General features: G+C 52.0%; 13 protein-coding genes and 1 tRNA gene. 6 read left to right on the forward strand and 8 right to left on the reverse strand.

Annotated elements, in window-relative coordinates:
- Positions 1-394: 394 nt before the first annotated feature.
- A complete protein-coding gene (locus tag AD944_RS06645) occupies positions 395-1,090 on the forward strand; it encodes a fumarylacetoacetate hydrolase family protein (RefSeq protein WP_045541846.1) in 696 nt (231 codons plus the stop codon).
- A 93-nt stretch (positions 1,091-1,183) separates the two neighbouring features.
- Here the strand turns inward: AD944_RS06645 and AD944_RS06650 are convergent, their stop codons facing one another.
- Positions 1,184-2,047 carry a LysR family transcriptional regulator gene (locus AD944_RS06650; RefSeq protein WP_045541806.1) on the reverse strand — a complete coding sequence of 288 codons (864 nt, stop codon included), beginning with the start codon at positions 2,045-2,047 and terminating at the stop codon, positions 1,184-1,186.
- A 348-nt stretch (positions 2,048-2,395) separates the two neighbouring features.
- Between AD944_RS06650 and aldA the strand changes: the two genes are divergently transcribed.
- Positions 2,396-3,853 (forward strand): aldehyde dehydrogenase, encoded by a 1,458-nt coding sequence (gene aldA, locus AD944_RS06655; RefSeq protein WP_045541805.1) that lies wholly within the window; start codon positions 2,396-2,398, stop codon positions 3,851-3,853.
- A 109-nt stretch (positions 3,854-3,962) separates the two neighbouring features.
- Here the strand turns inward: aldA and AD944_RS06660 are convergent, their stop codons facing one another.
- The 3 genes from AD944_RS06660 to uvrA form a co-directional block, all read right to left on the reverse strand.
- Entirely contained in the window at positions 3,963-5,273 is a 1,311-nt protein-coding gene (locus AD944_RS06660; protein ID WP_045541804.1) for a YncE family protein, read from the reverse strand.
- 271 nt (positions 5,274-5,544) lie between these two features.
- On the reverse strand, positions 5,545-6,342 hold the full coding sequence (locus AD944_RS06665; protein WP_045541845.1) for a creatininase family protein: 798 nt from the start codon (positions 6,340-6,342) through the stop codon (positions 5,545-5,547).
- A 38-nt stretch (positions 6,343-6,380) separates the two neighbouring features.
- Entirely contained in the window at positions 6,381-9,275 is a 2,895-nt protein-coding gene (gene uvrA / locus AD944_RS06670) for an excinuclease ABC subunit UvrA (RefSeq protein WP_045541803.1), read from the reverse strand.
- A 233-nt stretch (positions 9,276-9,508) separates the two neighbouring features.
- Here uvrA and AD944_RS06675 point away from each other — a divergent pair, with 233 nt between their 5' ends.
- From AD944_RS06675 to AD944_RS06690, 4 genes are read left to right on the forward strand one after another with little or no spacing between them, the layout of a single operon-like run.
- Entirely contained in the window at positions 9,509-10,468 is a 960-nt protein-coding gene (locus AD944_RS06675) for a tetratricopeptide repeat protein (RefSeq protein WP_045541802.1), read from the forward strand.
- Positions 10,469-10,479: 11 nt separating this feature from the next.
- Entirely contained in the window at positions 10,480-11,181 is a 702-nt protein-coding gene (locus AD944_RS06680; protein ID WP_006557819.1) for an LON peptidase substrate-binding domain-containing protein, read from the forward strand.
- A gap of 23 nt (positions 11,182-11,204) precedes the next feature.
- On the forward strand, positions 11,205-11,399 hold the full coding sequence (locus tag AD944_RS06685) for a Trm112 family protein (RefSeq protein WP_006557818.1): 195 nt from the start codon (positions 11,205-11,207) through the stop codon (positions 11,397-11,399).
- Positions 11,400-11,423: 24 nt separating this feature from the next.
- Positions 11,424-11,843, forward strand: coding sequence for a hypothetical protein (locus AD944_RS06690; protein ID WP_236709162.1), 420 nt, complete (start codon positions 11,424-11,426; stop codon positions 11,841-11,843).
- 164 nt (positions 11,844-12,007) lie between these two features.
- Here the strand turns inward: AD944_RS06690 and AD944_RS06695 are convergent, their stop codons facing one another.
- The 4 genes from AD944_RS06695 to AD944_RS06710 form a co-directional block, all read right to left on the reverse strand.
- Positions 12,008-13,456 (reverse strand): amidohydrolase family protein, encoded by a 1,449-nt coding sequence (locus tag AD944_RS06695; protein ID WP_179946468.1) that lies wholly within the window; start codon positions 13,454-13,456, stop codon positions 12,008-12,010.
- A 33-nt stretch (positions 13,457-13,489) separates the two neighbouring features.
- Positions 13,490-14,731, reverse strand: a complete 1,242-nt coding sequence (locus AD944_RS06700; protein WP_045541842.1) for a multidrug effflux MFS transporter — start codon at positions 14,729-14,731, stop codon at positions 13,490-13,492.
- A gap of 420 nt (positions 14,732-15,151) precedes the next feature.
- Positions 15,152-15,227, reverse strand: a tRNA-Ala gene (locus AD944_RS06705).
- Positions 15,228-15,312: 85 nt separating this feature from the next.
- Entirely contained in the window at positions 15,313-15,945 is a 633-nt protein-coding gene (locus AD944_RS06710) for a Maf family protein (RefSeq protein ID WP_045541801.1), read from the reverse strand.
- Between the last annotated feature and the right edge of the window lie 248 nt (positions 15,946-16,193).

Consider the following 16,193-nt stretch of genomic DNA (forward strand, 5'->3'; position numbering starts at 1 on the left):
GGGTTGGGGTTGGGGTTGGGGCTGACCCGAAACCTCTGCCGCATGGGCTTTGGCTTGTAGAGGCCCAGAAGCGCCGATTATCCCTGCTGCCCCCATAAGTATGGCAGATGAAAGAAAATAAGATCTTAAAGACATGGAAAAACGTGTCTCCTTCTGATGCGGCCTTCTTGCGTTGGCCTAACAACAAAACGGCCGCATGTTTAACGTAAGAGTGTTGAAGCACCCACAGTGTCATCTGTCGAGATATCTCGGAGCCAAAACAAACACCCCCTTTCAAGAAAATGTGCATTGGCAGTTTTCCTTGAACCGGTACGCTATTCCCCTGCCTGCGTTTCTTGCTCTGATCTGGTTTTACACCGTCTGTTCCAGCCCTCTCTTTCAGGACACTCTCTCCATGCCAACATCCAGTACACCAACACTCTTTCCGCTTTCTGTCCCCACACTCCCCATCCAAGGAGAAAACGCCCATTTTCCCGTTCGGCGTATCTGGTGTGTCGGGCAAAACTACGCGGAACACAGCCGAGAAATGGGTAGCAACCCGGACCGTGATCCTCCTTTTTTCTTCTCAAAACCAGCAGATGCCGTGACACAGGATTCTGTCCTTCCGTTCCCGCCTCAAACCGATAACCTGCACCCTGAGGTGGAGCTTGTTGTGGCTATCGGCAGCGGGGGGACAGATATCTCTCCTGATACCGCACTCAGTCACATCTATGGATATGCCGTGGGGCTGGACATGACACGGCGTGATCTTCAAGCCACAGCCAAGAAAACAGGAAGACCCTGGAGCCTTGCTAAAGGATTTGATGCATCCTGTCCTGTTTCTGCAATCAAACCAGCCTCTCACACTCCCGCTCTGACCCACAGCGCAATCACCCTGACAGTGAATGGTGAGATCAGACAGTCTGGAAAAATTGACGATATGATATGGTCTATTCCAGAAATAATTTCCGCGCTTTCAAGGTCAGTACGGCTGGAAGCTGGAGATCTGATCATGACGGGCACACCAGCGGGTGTAAGCCGTATTGTGAAAGGAGACAGACTTGACGCCAAATGTGAAAATATAGGAGAGTTATCCCTTACTTACATTTAATTATTTCTAATTATTGTGCGCTTTTTTTAAGCTGATCATTCTGATTCTAGATGGCTTTCTGGCATTTATCTTCCTCATAGTAGAGAAGGCGTCTCAGTCTTCTCTCATGTAGTCCAGAAAAGCCTGAATAATGTTATTTTTAGCGTGCTTTCTCCAGACAAAGTAAACATCTGTCGGTCCAATACCGTCCATTCTAAGAATATTCAGTTTTCTGCCATGCGTGCGAAACTGAGCCACAACACTCTCTGGCATGCACGCCAACCCAATGCCTACATCCAGACAGGAAAGAATCAGATCATAGGATTCCATGGTCAGAACCGAGCGGGGTTGATATCCTTTCTGGTCCATCCATAATTCTGCACACCGTCTATAAAAACAATCCCTATTAAATAGGTAAATATCTGAACTTCTCATAATCTCCGGTGTTATTTTCTTGATATGCTGCGGCATAACCAAATACAGAGATTGATGGAACGCAAAGGATCCTTCCAGCAGTGTATTCTCAACAGGTCCATCCGTAATAGCGAGATCAATTTCCTCCTCACTCAGCATTCTTTCCAAAACAAAGCTTGAATGCTGTAAAACGTTCAGTTCCACATCAGGATGATCCATTATAAACTGCGGCACATGTTTGGGAAGACATGTCAGAAACGCAACATCTAACGCGCCGACTTTCAGAATACCGCGTGATTTTGGCTTGGACCAAAGAGATGGCAACCGCTCAGCCCGACTGACAATTTCCCGCGCTTCCCGATAAAAAAGGCGGCCTGCTGGCGTAATAAGCAATTTTTTACGATCTCTTACAAAAAGATCCTGCCCAATATCCATTTCCAATTCTTGCAGGCGCATCGTAATATTAGAGGGAACACAGTTCATCTTGCGAGCGGCAGCTGCAATAGTACCGCCTTCTACAATAGCACAAAAAAAACGGAGTTGAGACAGTTTGGGAACGTACATTCTCATCCTCACTTAAAATGATGTTTTTGCTCTTTTTAAATCACTTTCTTTTATACATGCCCTGTGAAAGCATGTCACTCAAGCGAGACATGAGTCCTCATAAAATCATGTCAGGAAAAATGATTTGAAAATCAAGGAACTGTTTGAAAACAAGAAAGATAGATAGCGGTATTTTATTCTGGATTGAGGCAGCACTTTACACCATAAGCCCTATTCCAGCCATACAGGCGGCACGTGCGCCGATGGTGAGATATCCAGCATCACGAATAAAAAGTACCATGCGCTCTATCTGACTAATTTTTTAAGCGTTTCTTAATCCTTTTCAAATCTTTTAAGAAGGATATTTAAATGACCAACACAGATCACAAAACGCACTATGGTTTGTTCATTAACGGCAAGTGGACAAAAGCATCTGGTAATAAGTTTACGGAAATCAAAAGTCCTGCCACTGGAAATGTGCTCGCACAGGTTTCTAATGGCAGTAAGAAGGACGTTGAACAGGCCGTAAATGCTGCCAACGCTGCTTTTTCTGCATGGAGCCGTAAAACGGCTGAAGAACGTGCGGATTTACTTTATGCATTCAAGGCCCTGCTTGAACGGGATGCTGACCGTTTGGCTCGCATTATTTCCAGTGAAATGGGCAAACCGCTGAAAGAAGCAAAGGTGGAAGTCGGTTTTGCCGCAGGCCTTTTGCGCTTTGCTGCCGAAAATACCCGACGCTTGGAAGGTGATATTGTTCCCGGCAGCCGCCCGGGTGAGAAAATTCTTCTGGAAAAAATACCACATGGGGTAATTGGTGGAATTTCTGCATGGAACTTCCCTTTGGCCCTTTTCACCCGCAAGGTTGCTCCTGCACTGGCGGCAGGCAATACCATTGTGATCAAACCTCATGAACTGGCCCCGCTGGCAGCGCTGGAAGCAACACAGTTAGCTGAGGAAGCAGGCATCCCTGCCGGTGTGCTGAATGTGGTAACGGGTGATGGTAAAGATGTTGGTACACCCTTGGTAGAACATCCCGGGGTTAAACTGATTACCATGACCGGCAGCACCGCCACTGGCAAAAAGATCATGGCCGCTGCTGCCAACACTCTTAAAGAAGTGCGACTGGAACTGGGTGGCAAAGCACCTTTTATCGTCATGGAAGATGCTGATCTGGAAAAAGCAGCGGAAGCGGCTGTTCTTGCCCGTTTCACCAATGCGGGGCAGGTTTGTACCAGCAATGAACGCACCTACGTCCATTCTGCCATTTATGATAAATTTTCCGTATTGGTAAGAAACAAAATTGATTCTCTGAAAGTCGGGAATCCGCTGGATCCATCCACAGACATGGGACCGAAAGTCAGCTTGCTTGAGCTGGAGAAAGTCCATGCCATGGTTGAAAAAGCCATATCACAAGGTGCGAAACTGGAAACCGGTGGCCAGCGCCTGAAAGGTGGGGTGTATAATCAAGGCTTCTTCTATGCTCCTACGCTGCTGACAGATGTGCGTGAAGACATGGATATTGTTAAAGATGAAGTATTCGGTCCGGTCATGCTGCTGACAAAAGTTTCAGATTATGATGATGCTTTACGCCAGGCAAATGATTGCCGTTATGGCCTATCAGCTTATGTATTCACCAATGACCTGAAACGTATCATGCGGATCAGTTCTGATCTTCACTTTGGGGAAGTCTATGTGAACCGAGAAGGCGGGGAAGCACCACAAGGTTTCCATCATGGTTACAAGGATAGCGGCCTTGGTGGTGAAGACGGAAAATACGGCCTTGAAGCCTATGTGCAGACCAAGACCATTTATCTGAACGCCTGACAAGACAGACGGGAAAGGTGCTTTAAAAAGACTTTCTCCGAATTATCCATAAAAAACCCTTCCTGAATAAGGAAGGGTTTTTCCCATTCTCGCGAAACGTCTTACCTAATTACCGAAGAATACCTGTATGCCCCACAGAGTAGCGACCTGGCTGCGGCCATACAGTCAAACCGTGAGGTTCAGCCCCCACGGGAATTTTCTGCATGGAACCATCTTCTGTGTTAATTTCATAAACAACATCATCAAAACGGCCTGACAGCCAAAGTGTTTTTCCATCTGCGCTGACATTCCCCATATCTGGGCTACCACCACCGGGAATAGGCCAGTTTGCAACAATTTTGTTGGTTGCAAAATCAATCACCGTCACGCCACCCGCCTTACTGCGCGGTTTGCCATGGATTTTATGAGACCCACGGTTAGCAACATACATTTTAGTGCCATCCCGGCTTGGGTAAAGTCCGTGCGTTCCAATTCCAGTTGGAATAAACCCGATCTCACGGAAAGTATCGCCATCCACCAAGAACACACCATCTGCCATCATGTCAGCAATATAGAATGTCTTGCCGTTAGGAGAGATAAGAATATCCTGTGGCATCCCCCCACTTGAAAGCTTCAGGTATCCAAGAACCTTCCTGTTTACAGTATCAACTTTCACCAGATGGCCACCAAATTCACAGGTGAAAATAGCATAGCGCCCATCAATAGAGAAATCTGCATGGTTCACGCCTTTACAGTCCGGCGTTTCAACAGACTGCTGAAGCTCCATGGTATGCGGATCACGAAAATCCAGCCGTTTACGCGCCTCAGCCACCACAATGGCGGATTTGCCATCGGGTGTGAAATACATGTTGTAAGGGTCATCCACCGCTACATTGGGGCCGGGTTTGCCCGTATGCGCATCAATAGGTGTCAGGCTACCATTGGTGGTGCCTTCTGCATTGTTTGTAACCCACAGGGTGCGCAGATCCCATGAGGGCACAACATGCTGCGGGCTTTTACCAACGGGAAAACGGTCAACCACTTTGGATGTGGCAGGGTCAATCACATACACATCATTGGAGCGCAGATTGGGCACATAGACACGGGCCGGGTCCTGTGCAATTTGCGGAGCGATATGGCCTGCACCTGTTTCACTATACAGATTGTTCGGGTTGATAACGGCGGGCATGCCGGGAATGGTCTGCACAGCCGGAGCTGTAGCACCTGAAATAACAGGCTCACCCGCAGAGGAAGAAGAAGCCGGAACAGATACCGGTTGTGCAGAAGGAGGTGCCGCAGAAACGGGCTGCGACGGAATGGTAGCAGACGGGGGAGTCTGCACAGGGGACTGAGCGGCTTCCTGCGCCATGGCAACGCCGTATCCCGTGCCCAAAGCAACAAGAACAGCCGTTGCGGCTGCCAGATGTCTTTTTACTACCATAATATTACAGACCGTACCTTTTTTGTACTATTTTAGTGAACAACGTACTATTTAGCACATGCTTTTTTTTGCGTCTATTTCCACCTAAATCTGTAAAAACTTTCTTAAAGCCTATTTAAAACATCGTGCGTCAAGGACGTGTTAACCTTTTTTGAATCTGAAAAAAACCAATGACCACACGAAAGAGAACTACCTAAAAAACACATCATCTGGCTCCTAAAAACGAAACCAACCAAACAGGTTTTTCAAACAGCCTCTCCTTTACTGTGCGCTACCTTCCACGGGCCTGTTCAATAGCCTGCACGGCTGCATTCACTTGCATGGCAAGTCCAGCCTGACCCAATGCGGCCGATGCACGGCGTGGGTCTCCACCATATATACCCTCAGCCGTAGAGGGCACTCCGGAAGCCCGCAGAGCCTGCTCTCTTACCATTGAGGGATCAACTGCCAGCATGAGCGAGGTATCACTGATGTCTGCATGCATACCAACATCCTTGCCATATCCCTTCTGCTTCAGCCAATCTGAATATTGATGCGCCACGACGGTGTAATAGCCAGCAGCATACACTGCTTTTGCACCTGTTCCCTGCCATTTTCGCGTGAGTGTTTCTGCTGCTTTTTGCAGATATTTCTGGTAGCCACCATGATCTCCAAGAAACACTATCAGTTTGAATCCCTGCACCTGAAAACTTTCTCCTGCGGAGATAAGAAGTTTTTCAAAAACATCAGGAGAAACTGTAATGGTGCCCGGAAAACGCATATGAGATGTTCGGGGGGAGGTGCTTCCTTCCGGAACATAAGCCACAACCGGCGCTACAAGAGTATGTCCCGATTTTTGTGCTATCTGCTGTGCAAGATACAGCGCCCGCGTATTATGTTTACCTACCGCAATATAGGGGCCACTTTGCTCCGTGCCCCCTACAGGTATGATTATTGTGGTAGTACCTGCTGCAATATCAACCTGAATTTCTTTCCAGGTCTGCTGCTCAAACAGAACGGAAGAGGATGCCGCGCAGACCGGGAGCGTGCTCCCGACAATGCCCGCACTGCACAGCAAACACGCAGCCATGTGCCGCCACGTGTTTTTTCCAGATAAACGCCGCATTCTCATTTTTTCTTCTTAGTTGTTTTTTTAGCAGGTTTTTTAAGAAGTAAAGGAGCCAGAAACCGGCCTGTATGGCTTTCAGGACAGGCGGCTATCTCTTCAGGCGTGCCTTCAGCCACAACCTGACCACCACCATCTCCTCCTTCGGGGCCAACATCCACAATCCAGTCCGCGGTTTTGATCACTTCCAGATTATGCTCGATCACTACAACAGTGTTGCCCTGATCAACAAGCGCATGCAGTACTTCCAGCAGTTTCCGCACATCTTCCGTATGCAGTCCTGTGGTTGGTTCATCCAGAATATAAAGCGTGCGGCCTGTCGCCCGACGTGCCAGTTCCTTGGAAAGTTTAACACGTTGAGCTTCACCACCCGAAAGGGTTGTGGCCTGTTGACCCAACGCCACATACCCCAAGCCCACTTTTTGCAGAATGCTTAACCGGTCCCGAATACGGGTCTGGGCGGAGAAGTAGGGTACGGCTTCATCAACACTCATGGCCAGAACATCCGCAATGGATTTGCCACGGAATTTGATATCCAACGTTTCCCGATTATACCGCTTTCCCTTGCAGGTATCGCATGTGACAAACACGTCAGGCAGGAAGTGCATCTCGATCTTGAGCACACCATCGCCCTGACAGGCTTCACAACGACCACCCTTGACGTTGAAGGAAAAACGGCCCGGCTTGTAGCCGCGCGCCTTGCTTTCAGGTAGTTCGGCAAACCAGTCACGAATAGGGGTGAAAAGATCCGTATAAGTTGCCGGGTTGGAGCGCGGTGTTCGCCCGATGGGAGACTGGTCGATATCAATAATTTTATCGAGCAGTTCTATCCCTTTTATCGCCTTGCAGGGTTCCGGTGTGGTTGAAGACCCCATCAGTTCCCGTGAGAGGGTTTTGTAAAGTGTATCAATCACCAGCGTGGACTTGCCGCTGCCAGATACACCAGTCACGCAGGTAAATGTTCCCAATGGGAAGCGTGCAGTTACGTTTTTAAGATTATGCCCGCTTGCGCCTTCAACTGTCAGAATCCGTTTTTTATCAATCGGACGCCTTGTTTCCGGAACAGCAATTTTCTTGCGGCCAGACAGATACGCACCAGTGAGGCTTTCTGGTGACTTTGCAACCTGTTCAGGCGTACCGGCAGCCACAACTGTACCGCCATTGACGCCCGCACCGGGCCCCATGTCAATCAGCCAGTCCGCACTGCGAATGGCGTCCTCATCATGTTCAACAACAATCAGAGTATTCCCAAGTTTTTTCAAACGGTCCAATGTGCCAAGTAGGCGTTCATTATCACGCTGGTGCAAACCAATGGAGGGTTCATCCAGCACATACAGAACCCCGGTCAACCCGGACCCGATCTGGCTGGCGAGCCTGATACGCTGGCTTTCGCCACCAGAAAGGGTGGCAGAACTACGGGAGAGAGTCAGATATTCCAGCCCTACATCATCCAGAAATTGCAGACGTTCCAGAATTTCACGCAGGATACGACGAGCAATTTCTGCTCTTTGTGGTGTCAGGGTGGGGAGCACCGTATCAAACCAGTCCAACGCCTTGCCAATTGGCAGATCACTGGCTTCCGCAATGGTTTTCTGAGCCACCTTCACGCACAGCGCTTCCGGCCGCAACCGTGCGCCATTGCAGACATGACAGGGCTTTTCAGACTGATAGCGTGAAAGTTCTTCACGCACCCACATACTATCCGTATTGGCCAATCGCCTTGAAAGGCTTCCGAGCACCCCTTCAAACGGCTTGGTTACGCTATAGCTTTTCTTGCCGTCCTTATACGTGAACGTCACATCTTCCAGACTACCATCCAGAATACTGTTCTGCACATTTTCCGGCAGATCTTTCCACGGGGTTTCCATACTGACGCCAAAATGCTCGGCCAGGCTTTGCAATGTCTGGTCCAGCAGAGGCGATTTTGCATCTTTCCAAGGCGCAATGGCGCCTTTTTTCAGGGAAAGAGACGGATTGGGCACAACCAGTGCAGGGTTGAAAAAGGTTTCCGTGCCAATCCCATCACAGGATGGACAGGCCCCCTGCGGCGCGTTGAAGGAAAACAGCCGGGGTTCAATTTCTTCCAGCGTGAACCCACTTTCCGGGCAGGAAAAACGGGAGGAAAATACCAGCCGTTCTGGCGTGGCATCACTGTCACGCAGCACTTCTTCCGTGTAGGCAATGCCATCTGACAGTTCCAGCGCGGCTTCAAAACTGTCCGCCAGCCGCGTTTCAAGACCGGGTTTAACCACAATACGGTCAATCACCACTTCCACCGTATGCCGCAACTTGCGGTTCAGGGAAGGAACATCACCAATTTCATACAGCGTGCCGTCCACCTTCACGCGGGTAAAACCCTTGCGTTGCAGTTCGGCCAGTTCCTTTCTGTATTCTCCTTTACGGTCCCGAATGACAGGCGAAAGCAGAAGCAGACGCGTGCCTTCCGGCAGTGCCATCACCCGGTCAACCATCTGGCTGACGGTCTGCGCCTCAATGGGCAGACCGGTCGCTGGGGAATACGGCACTCCGGCACGCGCCCACAGCAGACGCATGTAATCATAAATTTCTGTCACCGTGCCTACGGTAGAGCGCGGGTTCTTTGAGGTGGTTTTCTGTTCGATGGAAATGGCCGGAGAAAGCCCTTCAATCGAATCTACATCCGGCTTGCCCATCAGTTCCAGAAACTGGCGGGCATAGGCGGAGAGACTTTCCACATACCGGCGCTGGCCCTCGGCATAGATGGTGTCAAACGCCAGAGAAGATTTGCCGGAGCCAGAAAGGCCCGTCATCACGGTCAGGCTGTCCCGCGGGATATCAATATCCACATTCTTGAGGTTATGCACCCGCGCGCCACGAACGCGAATGGCCTGATGACCGGGCAGAGGGGTATTTTCCATCTTGGGTTCGCCGCCGTTCCTGTTTTGTCCTGTTGCTGTTGTAGCCCTTACCCATGCTGTATGGGAATGCTGCCCAACACACTTAATCTGCCCATATGGGCATGGATTGCCTGAATTCCCATTGCACCGGGACGATTGATTGACCATCTAGAACGATAAGCGCGGCGCATGCCGCAAAATGTGGAGCGCTTTTTGCATGCCTCCACCGCAGTTTTGAGCAAGGATAACACCAGATGGACCATATTATCGGCCAGTCCCGTCCCGGCGCGCAGAATGAAGGCGTGGGCGCTCAGGCTTCTGCCCCGCTTGTTTCTGATGGCTCTCAGGCCACCTTCATGCAGGATGTGATTGAAGCAAGCCGCACCGTGCCTGTGCTGGTGGATTTCTGGGCCGACTGGTGTGGACCGTGCAAACAGCTTGCTCCTGTGCTGGAAAAAGTGGTGACGGCTGCCAAAGGCCGTTTGCGTCTGGTCAAAATTGATATTGAAGCCAATCGGGCGCTGACTGCCCAGCTGGCGCAGGTTGGTCTGCCGCTTCAGTCCATTCCGCTGGTTGCCGCCTTCTGGAAAGGGCAGATTCTGGATCTGTTCCAGGGAGCCCTGCCGGAAAGCGAGATCAAGAAATTTGTGGAAAACGTGCTGAAAGCCGCTGGTGGTGGCACGATGCCCGCAACCGAACTGCTTGAGCAGGCCAATGTGGCGCTGGAAACCAGCCGCCCTGAGCACGCTGCCGAGCTCTATTCCGCCGTAATTGGGGAAGAGCCTGAAAACCCCAAGGCATGGGGTGGCCTGATCCGCGCCATGCTGGCGCTTGATGATGAAGAAGCAGCCGCAGCCGCCTTGGCGGATGTGCCTGCCAAAATTGCGGAAGCCCCGGAAGTTGTGGGAGCCCGCGCGGCCCTTGAACTGAAAAAGGAAGGCCGCAAAGCCGCCGAGGAAATGGAGGAAGTGCGGGCACGTCTGGCCGCTAACCCCAACGATTATGATGCACGCTGTGAACTGGCCACCGGGCTGAACGCCGCTGGCAAGCGGGAAGAAGCCGCAGATGAACTTCTGGCCGTGATCCGCGCTGACCGGAACTGGAAAGAAGGGGCTGCCCGCCTGCAACTGCTGCGCTTCTTTGAAGCCTGGGGGCATGATGACCCTGCCACCCTTGCGGCCCGCCGCAAGCTCTCCTCCCTCCTTTTTTCCTGATATCCGGACCGTTGGCTTCTTATTTCCCTGATGACGAGGACATCCCGCGGGCCATTCCGCGGGTGTCTGACCTGACACTGGCCGATATTCCGGCCGAGATCGGGCTTTTTCCACTCAGCGGTGTCTTGCTGCTGCCGCGGGGAAAGTTGCCTCTGAACGTCTTTGAACCGCGCTATATTGCGCTGGTGGAAGATGCGCTGGCCTCCCACAGGCTGATTGGGTTGATTCAACCCGTCTGGAAGGAGGAAGATGCAGAAACAGATGACGCGCCTCCGCTTTACCATATTGGAAGCATTGGCCGGATAACCTCCTTTACGGAACGTTCTGATGGCACATACGCTATCACGCTCAGCGGCATTGCCCGGTTCCGGCTTCTGCGGGAGACCGGGCTGCATCGCGGCTACCGGCAGGCCCGGATTGATGCGTCTTCCTTTGCATCTGACCTCAGCGAGCTTCCTTCCGCGCCTTTTGATCGCCAGAAACTGCTGGATTCCATGCGCCGGTATTTCCAGCAACGGGGGCTGGGCGCACGCTGGTCCGCCATTGAACAGATGGGAGATGATGTTCTCCTGGTCACCCTACCCATGATCTGTCCTTTCCCTCCGGCTGAAAAACAGGCATTGCTTGATGCTGGCACGCTGACAGACCGTGTGCGTGTGCTACAGATGCTGCTTGATCTGGCTGGCCCGGAAGATGAGGGGCCGCCTTCATGATGATTTTGTATGGATGATACCTGATGTCTGGTGCTGAAACCCACGCCCCACTTGATCCGCGCCTGCTTTCCCTGCTGGTCTGCCCCGTTACCAAAGGGCCGCTGACCTATAATGCTGAAACCAACGAACTGGTCAGTCAGAAAGCCCATCTGGCTTTTCCTATCCGTGATGGCATTCCCGTCATGCTGCCTGAGGAAGCGCGTCACCTGGAAGGCTAACCTGCGGCAGGACACCATTCTTCCGTGATACATCGTTTTTCTCTGGCTCGGCCCAACCGGACAACCGGCATGCGGCCCCATTCTTCCGGTTTTCTGGTGGGGATAGGCCTTACACTCCTTTCCCTCCCGTTTCTGGGGGGCTGTCACAGAGAAATTGAAGGTGACAATATTGATCTTCCTTACGAGCGCCCCGGCCGTTTCATGCCTGAAGCGGCCCCAGCGGAAGCACGCCGTGCCAAGGAACAGGAAGAACGCGAAGACATAGCCCGCGCCAACGGCCAGTTGCCAGAAGAAAAGCCCCAGAAGCCTGAAGACCGGTATGAAGCCCTTACCCCTGCCAACGCGGCCAACGGACCGCTGGATCAGGGCGATGGCCATTCCGTTATTCCGGAAACAGAAGCAATCTACGGCAAGCCGCCACAGCAAACGCAGCAACCCCGTTAAAAGCTGTCAGAAGCCGGAAAACGATTTATTAGCCTTCTCCAGCCTGAAGCACTCTCGGCGGTGTCTCTTTTGCCAACAGGGCAGCATGCTTCATACAAACAAAAAACAGGCTTCCGCAGCGTTACGGAAGCCTGTTCTGTTTGCAGTTTTTAATGCGCTGCGCGTTACCGCGGCACAAGTGGGCCATCAGCCCGCACGCCGCCGCGCCACACGGCGCTGATCTGATCAACCGCCGCGATATTCTGGGCAGGGTCAGCTTCCAGCACCACAAAATCCGCCCGCTTGCCGGGGGCAATGACCCCACGGTCAGACAGATTGAGCAAAGCCGCAGCCTGGCTGGTTGCCAGCCGGAGGGCCTGCAACGGTGTCAGCCCAGCCTCAACCAGCAGCCTGAGTTCCCGATGTTCGGCAAAGCCCGGAATACGGACAGGCGCAGCTCCGGAATCCGTGCCAAACCCGATTTTGACTCCCGCTTTATACAGGGCCAGCAAGTTCTGCTCATTCATGGCGACAGCTTTATGAGACGCCGCATCCAAAGGTGACTTAACAATTTTGTCCCGCCATGCTGCATCGGAGAACTGGCGGGTCAGGTCTTCACTCAGGCCCGCCTTCAGAACGGGATCATTCAGCAGGGCCGGCTGTTCGGCAAACAGATAGGTCGCTTCATCCAGGCTGATTGTTGGCACATACCATACGTTATGGCTTTTCATCAGAGAGATGAGTTCATCATCCACGGGTTCATCACGCACACCATGGGCAATAATATCCGCGCCCGCAGAAACCAGCTTTTTGGCATAAGCCAGATCATGAATGTGGACAGCCACCCGCACATTTTTGGCATGCGCTTCCGCCATCACAGCCTGCCAGACCTCCGGCTTCATGACGGGCAGGGGCTTGGCTGATTTTACACCGTTACGGAAATCATCCACCCACAGCTTCACCATATCCGTGCCTTCGCTGACCATGGTATCCACGGCCTGACGGGCTTCTTCCGCCGTTGAGGGGCGAAAAATCTGGTCTTTCCCAACCTTGACCATCCCCTCCGGCGGCATGCCGCCCGGCACACCAATGCCCTGATCCACCCCGAACAGATCAGCGCCATCCGTGTTGGCATGCTGGGCTTTGCGAAGATCATCAAACAGAGGCGATTTGGTCAGGCCAAGTGCTGTTACGGTCGTCACGCCATAGCGCTCATACTGATCAAGTGCGGCCTTGATCACAGGAACTGTAAAGTTCTCCGCCCCCACTTTTGTTCCAGAGACCACCCCCACATGACTATGGTTGGTAATCAGCCCCGGAATAAGCGTTTTGCCGGACAGATCGATCCGCTTGGTCCCTTTTGGCGCCTTGACCGTGCCACTATGGCCGACTGCCGCGATGGACTGTCCTTTCACCAGAACAGCCATATCCTCCTGCTCAGGAGAATCTGTGCCATCAAACAGCCTGACATGGTCAAGCAAAACGGGGGTCGTTGCAGTAGCTGCCTCGGCTGGCAGACCTGACATCATAAAAGAGCTGGCCCCCGCAAGCAGCAGGGCTGAGAAACAAGAGCAAAGCCTGCGTTGTTTCTTCTGGCTGGGCAAATGTGTCTGCTCGATCGCCTGCTGTTTCATGCCTCTTCCTTTTCAAGACACAATCAGGAAACCCTAGTCATCCTCCGTCCCGATGGCCGGAGCGCGACGGCGCATAAGATCAGCCGCCGCCATACCAAGGATTCCTGTCATCATGCCAATTGCTGTTGGTATAGCGCTACCGCCCGGCAGCATTCCCACCAATACACTACTCAGTGAACCGATACTGAACTGCATGGTTCCAAGCATGGCCGAGGCACTGCCCGCATGATGCCCATGATGATAAAAGGACATTACTGTGGCATTGGGTCCAATAAAGCCCAGAGCCCCTGTAATACTGGTAATAAGCGCACACGTAAGAATGGGATGATGTTCCCCGGCAATACCGGCAAGTGCTAGTACAACAAACAGCACACCAACCCCAAGCGCCCATAGAAGAGCTGCTTCCAGCAGGAAGGGCATGGCAAATTTATGCACCAGCCGACCATTTATCTGTGTCCCCAGAATAAAGGCAGCAGCATTGACGCCAAAGAACAGGCCGAATTGCCCAGCGGAGAAATGCAGCACCTGTTCAAAAAGCACTGGTGCACTGCCCAGGTAGGCAAACATGACAAAGGTGGAAAACGTGGCCAGCAACGCATTGGAGAAAAAAACGGGCTCTTTGAGGATCAGAATATAGCGGCTTGCAATTCTGACCGGCGAAAACGCAATCCGCCGTTCAGGGGCCAGCGTATCGGGCAGGGAGAGCAAAATACCAACAATGCCAGCAACCCCATAAAGCGCGCCAACCCAGAATATCCACCGCCAGTTGCCAAACTTGAGCACAATACTGCCAAGGCTGGGAGCAAGAACCGGCATGACGCCAAACACCAGCGTCAATTGCGACATGATGCGGGCGCCCTTTTTGCCTGTTGCCACATCCCGCACAATGGCACGGGGAATCACAGCACTGGCTGAACCGCCCACGGCCCCAAGAAAGCGACAAAGACAGAAGAGGTGATAATTCTGCACCATGGCGCAACCCGCAGACGCCACGGCAAAAATTGCCAGACCAATCACCAGCGGTGCGCGCCTGCCAAAGCGATCAGAAAGAGGCCCTTGGGAGAACTGGCCTATCGCCAGCCCGAAGAACCACGCGCCCAGTGTAAACTGTGCGGACCCCGGACCACCGCCCAGATCACGCTCCACTTCCGGAAAAGCCGGAAGATACATATCTGTTGCAAGCGGACCAATGGCCGTTACCAACCCCAACAACACGATCAGCCAAGGGGTAAAACTACCGCTAGGCAACGTTTTTGGGGGAGAGAAGCGTGTCATGTATGAAATCAGACCCGAAAAAAGGAAGAAATTGTTCTTTTGTCTCTCCGTCCTGTTTTGTCCAGCCAGATCAGAACAAAGAGAGGCGCAGACCAGAACAGCAAAAAGCAGTTCCCTTAGCACACACCACTCTCCTTCCGCTGAACACCCCTAGACTGAAGAGATACGCTGCCCGCCAAGACTTCTGTGCGGTTCCTCTCTAAAGAACGACCGGAGGCCTCGTTTGCTTCTTTTATGAAGACATTTTTAACGGACAGAGGCGTTCTAAGTCTGAGGCGATGCTTCAAAAACAGCGCAAGATCATCTCAGGCGGCAGAAGAGCAGCTTCATTCATCAGACGCACATATTTTTGTGGCCAACAAGCAAAACAATTTTGCCTAAGATCACAGTCAACAAAAAATTTATTGGGAGGGAGAGAACTGGTGGAGCCAATCGGGATCGAACCGACGACCTCTTGAATGCCATTCAAGCGCTCTCCCAACTGAGCTATGGCCCCACACTGTTCCAAGCATACCATTTGGGGGTGGTATGTGTGTGCATGCCTAATACAAGGCGTTTTTCTGGGTGGCAAGCCCCTTTTTTCAGGAAATTATGACACCCATCTCACGCAGCGCACACAGAAGCGGCAAAAGAGGCAGACCCAGAATAGCAGTGTGATCTCCCTCTATTCTCTCAAACAGATGCAACCCAGGTCCTTCAACCCTATACCCCCCGACAGAGGCCAGACACCGCTCTCCTTCCTCTTCCAGATAGGTTTGCAAAAACGCATCAGAGAATAACCGCATGGTCAGGTGCGGTTCAGACACATGCTGCCACAGCACACGGCCATTACGGCACACCACAACTGCTGTATGCAGCGTATGTGTCTGCCCACGCAGGGACAGAAGCTGATCTTGGGCGACCTGTCTGTCCTCTGGTTTGTCATAGAGAGCTCCCCGGCAAGACAGTATCTGATCTGCCCCGATGATAAAGGCATCTGGCATATCCACCGCCAGAGCTTTTGCTTCCGCCAAACGGAGGGCCACTGTTGCAGGAGGCCATCCCTCCCGCAGCCCTGCTTCCTTCAATTCCGTTTCATCAACAGAGGAGGGTCTGATGGAAAAAGCCAATCCTGCATTGGCCAGTACTATTCGTCTGATAGCAGACATACTGGCTAGTACTAGTTCGTGGCGTTTGTCCTGTAATGGAGTCGGCTTAAGTACTAAATCTGTCACGTGAGCGAGTCTCTTTCAGGTACTGAGCAAAAAATAGGGGTGTGAGTACTATCCTGAGTACCGGGGTACATGTGGATTGTACGGCGATCATGACAAGCCCGTACCGAGTACCGTGCACAACCTGCAAGAGTCATGAACCGGTGAGTTGTACACAGCCTCATTGGGGTATTTTCTGGATAACTCGAAAAACCCCTGTTTTTCCAAGACTCTGCAATCTGTACACACTGTGGGAAAGATGGGGTACATTT

This window comes from Acetobacter tropicalis (assembly GCF_001580915.1).
Lineage (GTDB): Bacteria > Pseudomonadota > Alphaproteobacteria > Acetobacterales > Acetobacteraceae > Acetobacter > Acetobacter tropicalis.

What these genes read in the sequence shown, in the direction of transcription:
- aldA (WP_045541805.1), top strand. Translation starts at nt 2,396, where the DNA reads ATGACCAACACAGATCACAAAACGCACTATGGTTTGTTCATTAACGGC.
- AD944_RS06685 (WP_006557818.1), top strand. Translation starts at nt 11,205, where the DNA reads ATGTCTGGTGCTGAAACCCACGCCCCACTTGATCCGCGCCTGCTTTCC.
- AD944_RS06660 (WP_045541804.1), bottom strand. Translation starts at nt 5,273, where the DNA reads ATGGTAGTAAAAAGACATCTGGCAGCCGCAACGGCTGTTCTTGTTGCT.
- AD944_RS06645 (WP_045541846.1), top strand. Translation starts at nt 395, where the DNA reads ATGCCAACATCCAGTACACCAACACTCTTTCCGCTTTCTGTCCCCACA.
- AD944_RS06700 (WP_045541842.1), bottom strand. Translation starts at nt 14,731, where the DNA reads ATGACACGCTTCTCTCCCCCAAAAACGTTGCCTAGCGGTAGTTTTACC.
- AD944_RS06675 (WP_045541802.1), top strand. Translation starts at nt 9,509, where the DNA reads ATGGACCATATTATCGGCCAGTCCCGTCCCGGCGCGCAGAATGAAGGC.
- AD944_RS06665 (WP_045541845.1), bottom strand. Translation starts at nt 6,342, where the DNA reads ATGGCTGCGTGTTTGCTGTGCAGTGCGGGCATTGTCGGGAGCACGCTC.
- AD944_RS06650 (WP_045541806.1), bottom strand. Translation starts at nt 2,047, where the DNA reads ATGTACGTTCCCAAACTGTCTCAACTCCGTTTTTTTTGTGCTATTGTA.
- uvrA (WP_045541803.1), bottom strand. Translation starts at nt 9,275, where the DNA reads ATGGAAAATACCCCTCTGCCCGGTCATCAGGCCATTCGCGTTCGTGGC.
- AD944_RS06695 (WP_179946468.1), bottom strand. Translation starts at nt 13,456, where the DNA reads ATGAAACAGCAGGCGATCGAGCAGACACATTTGCCCAGCCAGAAGAAA.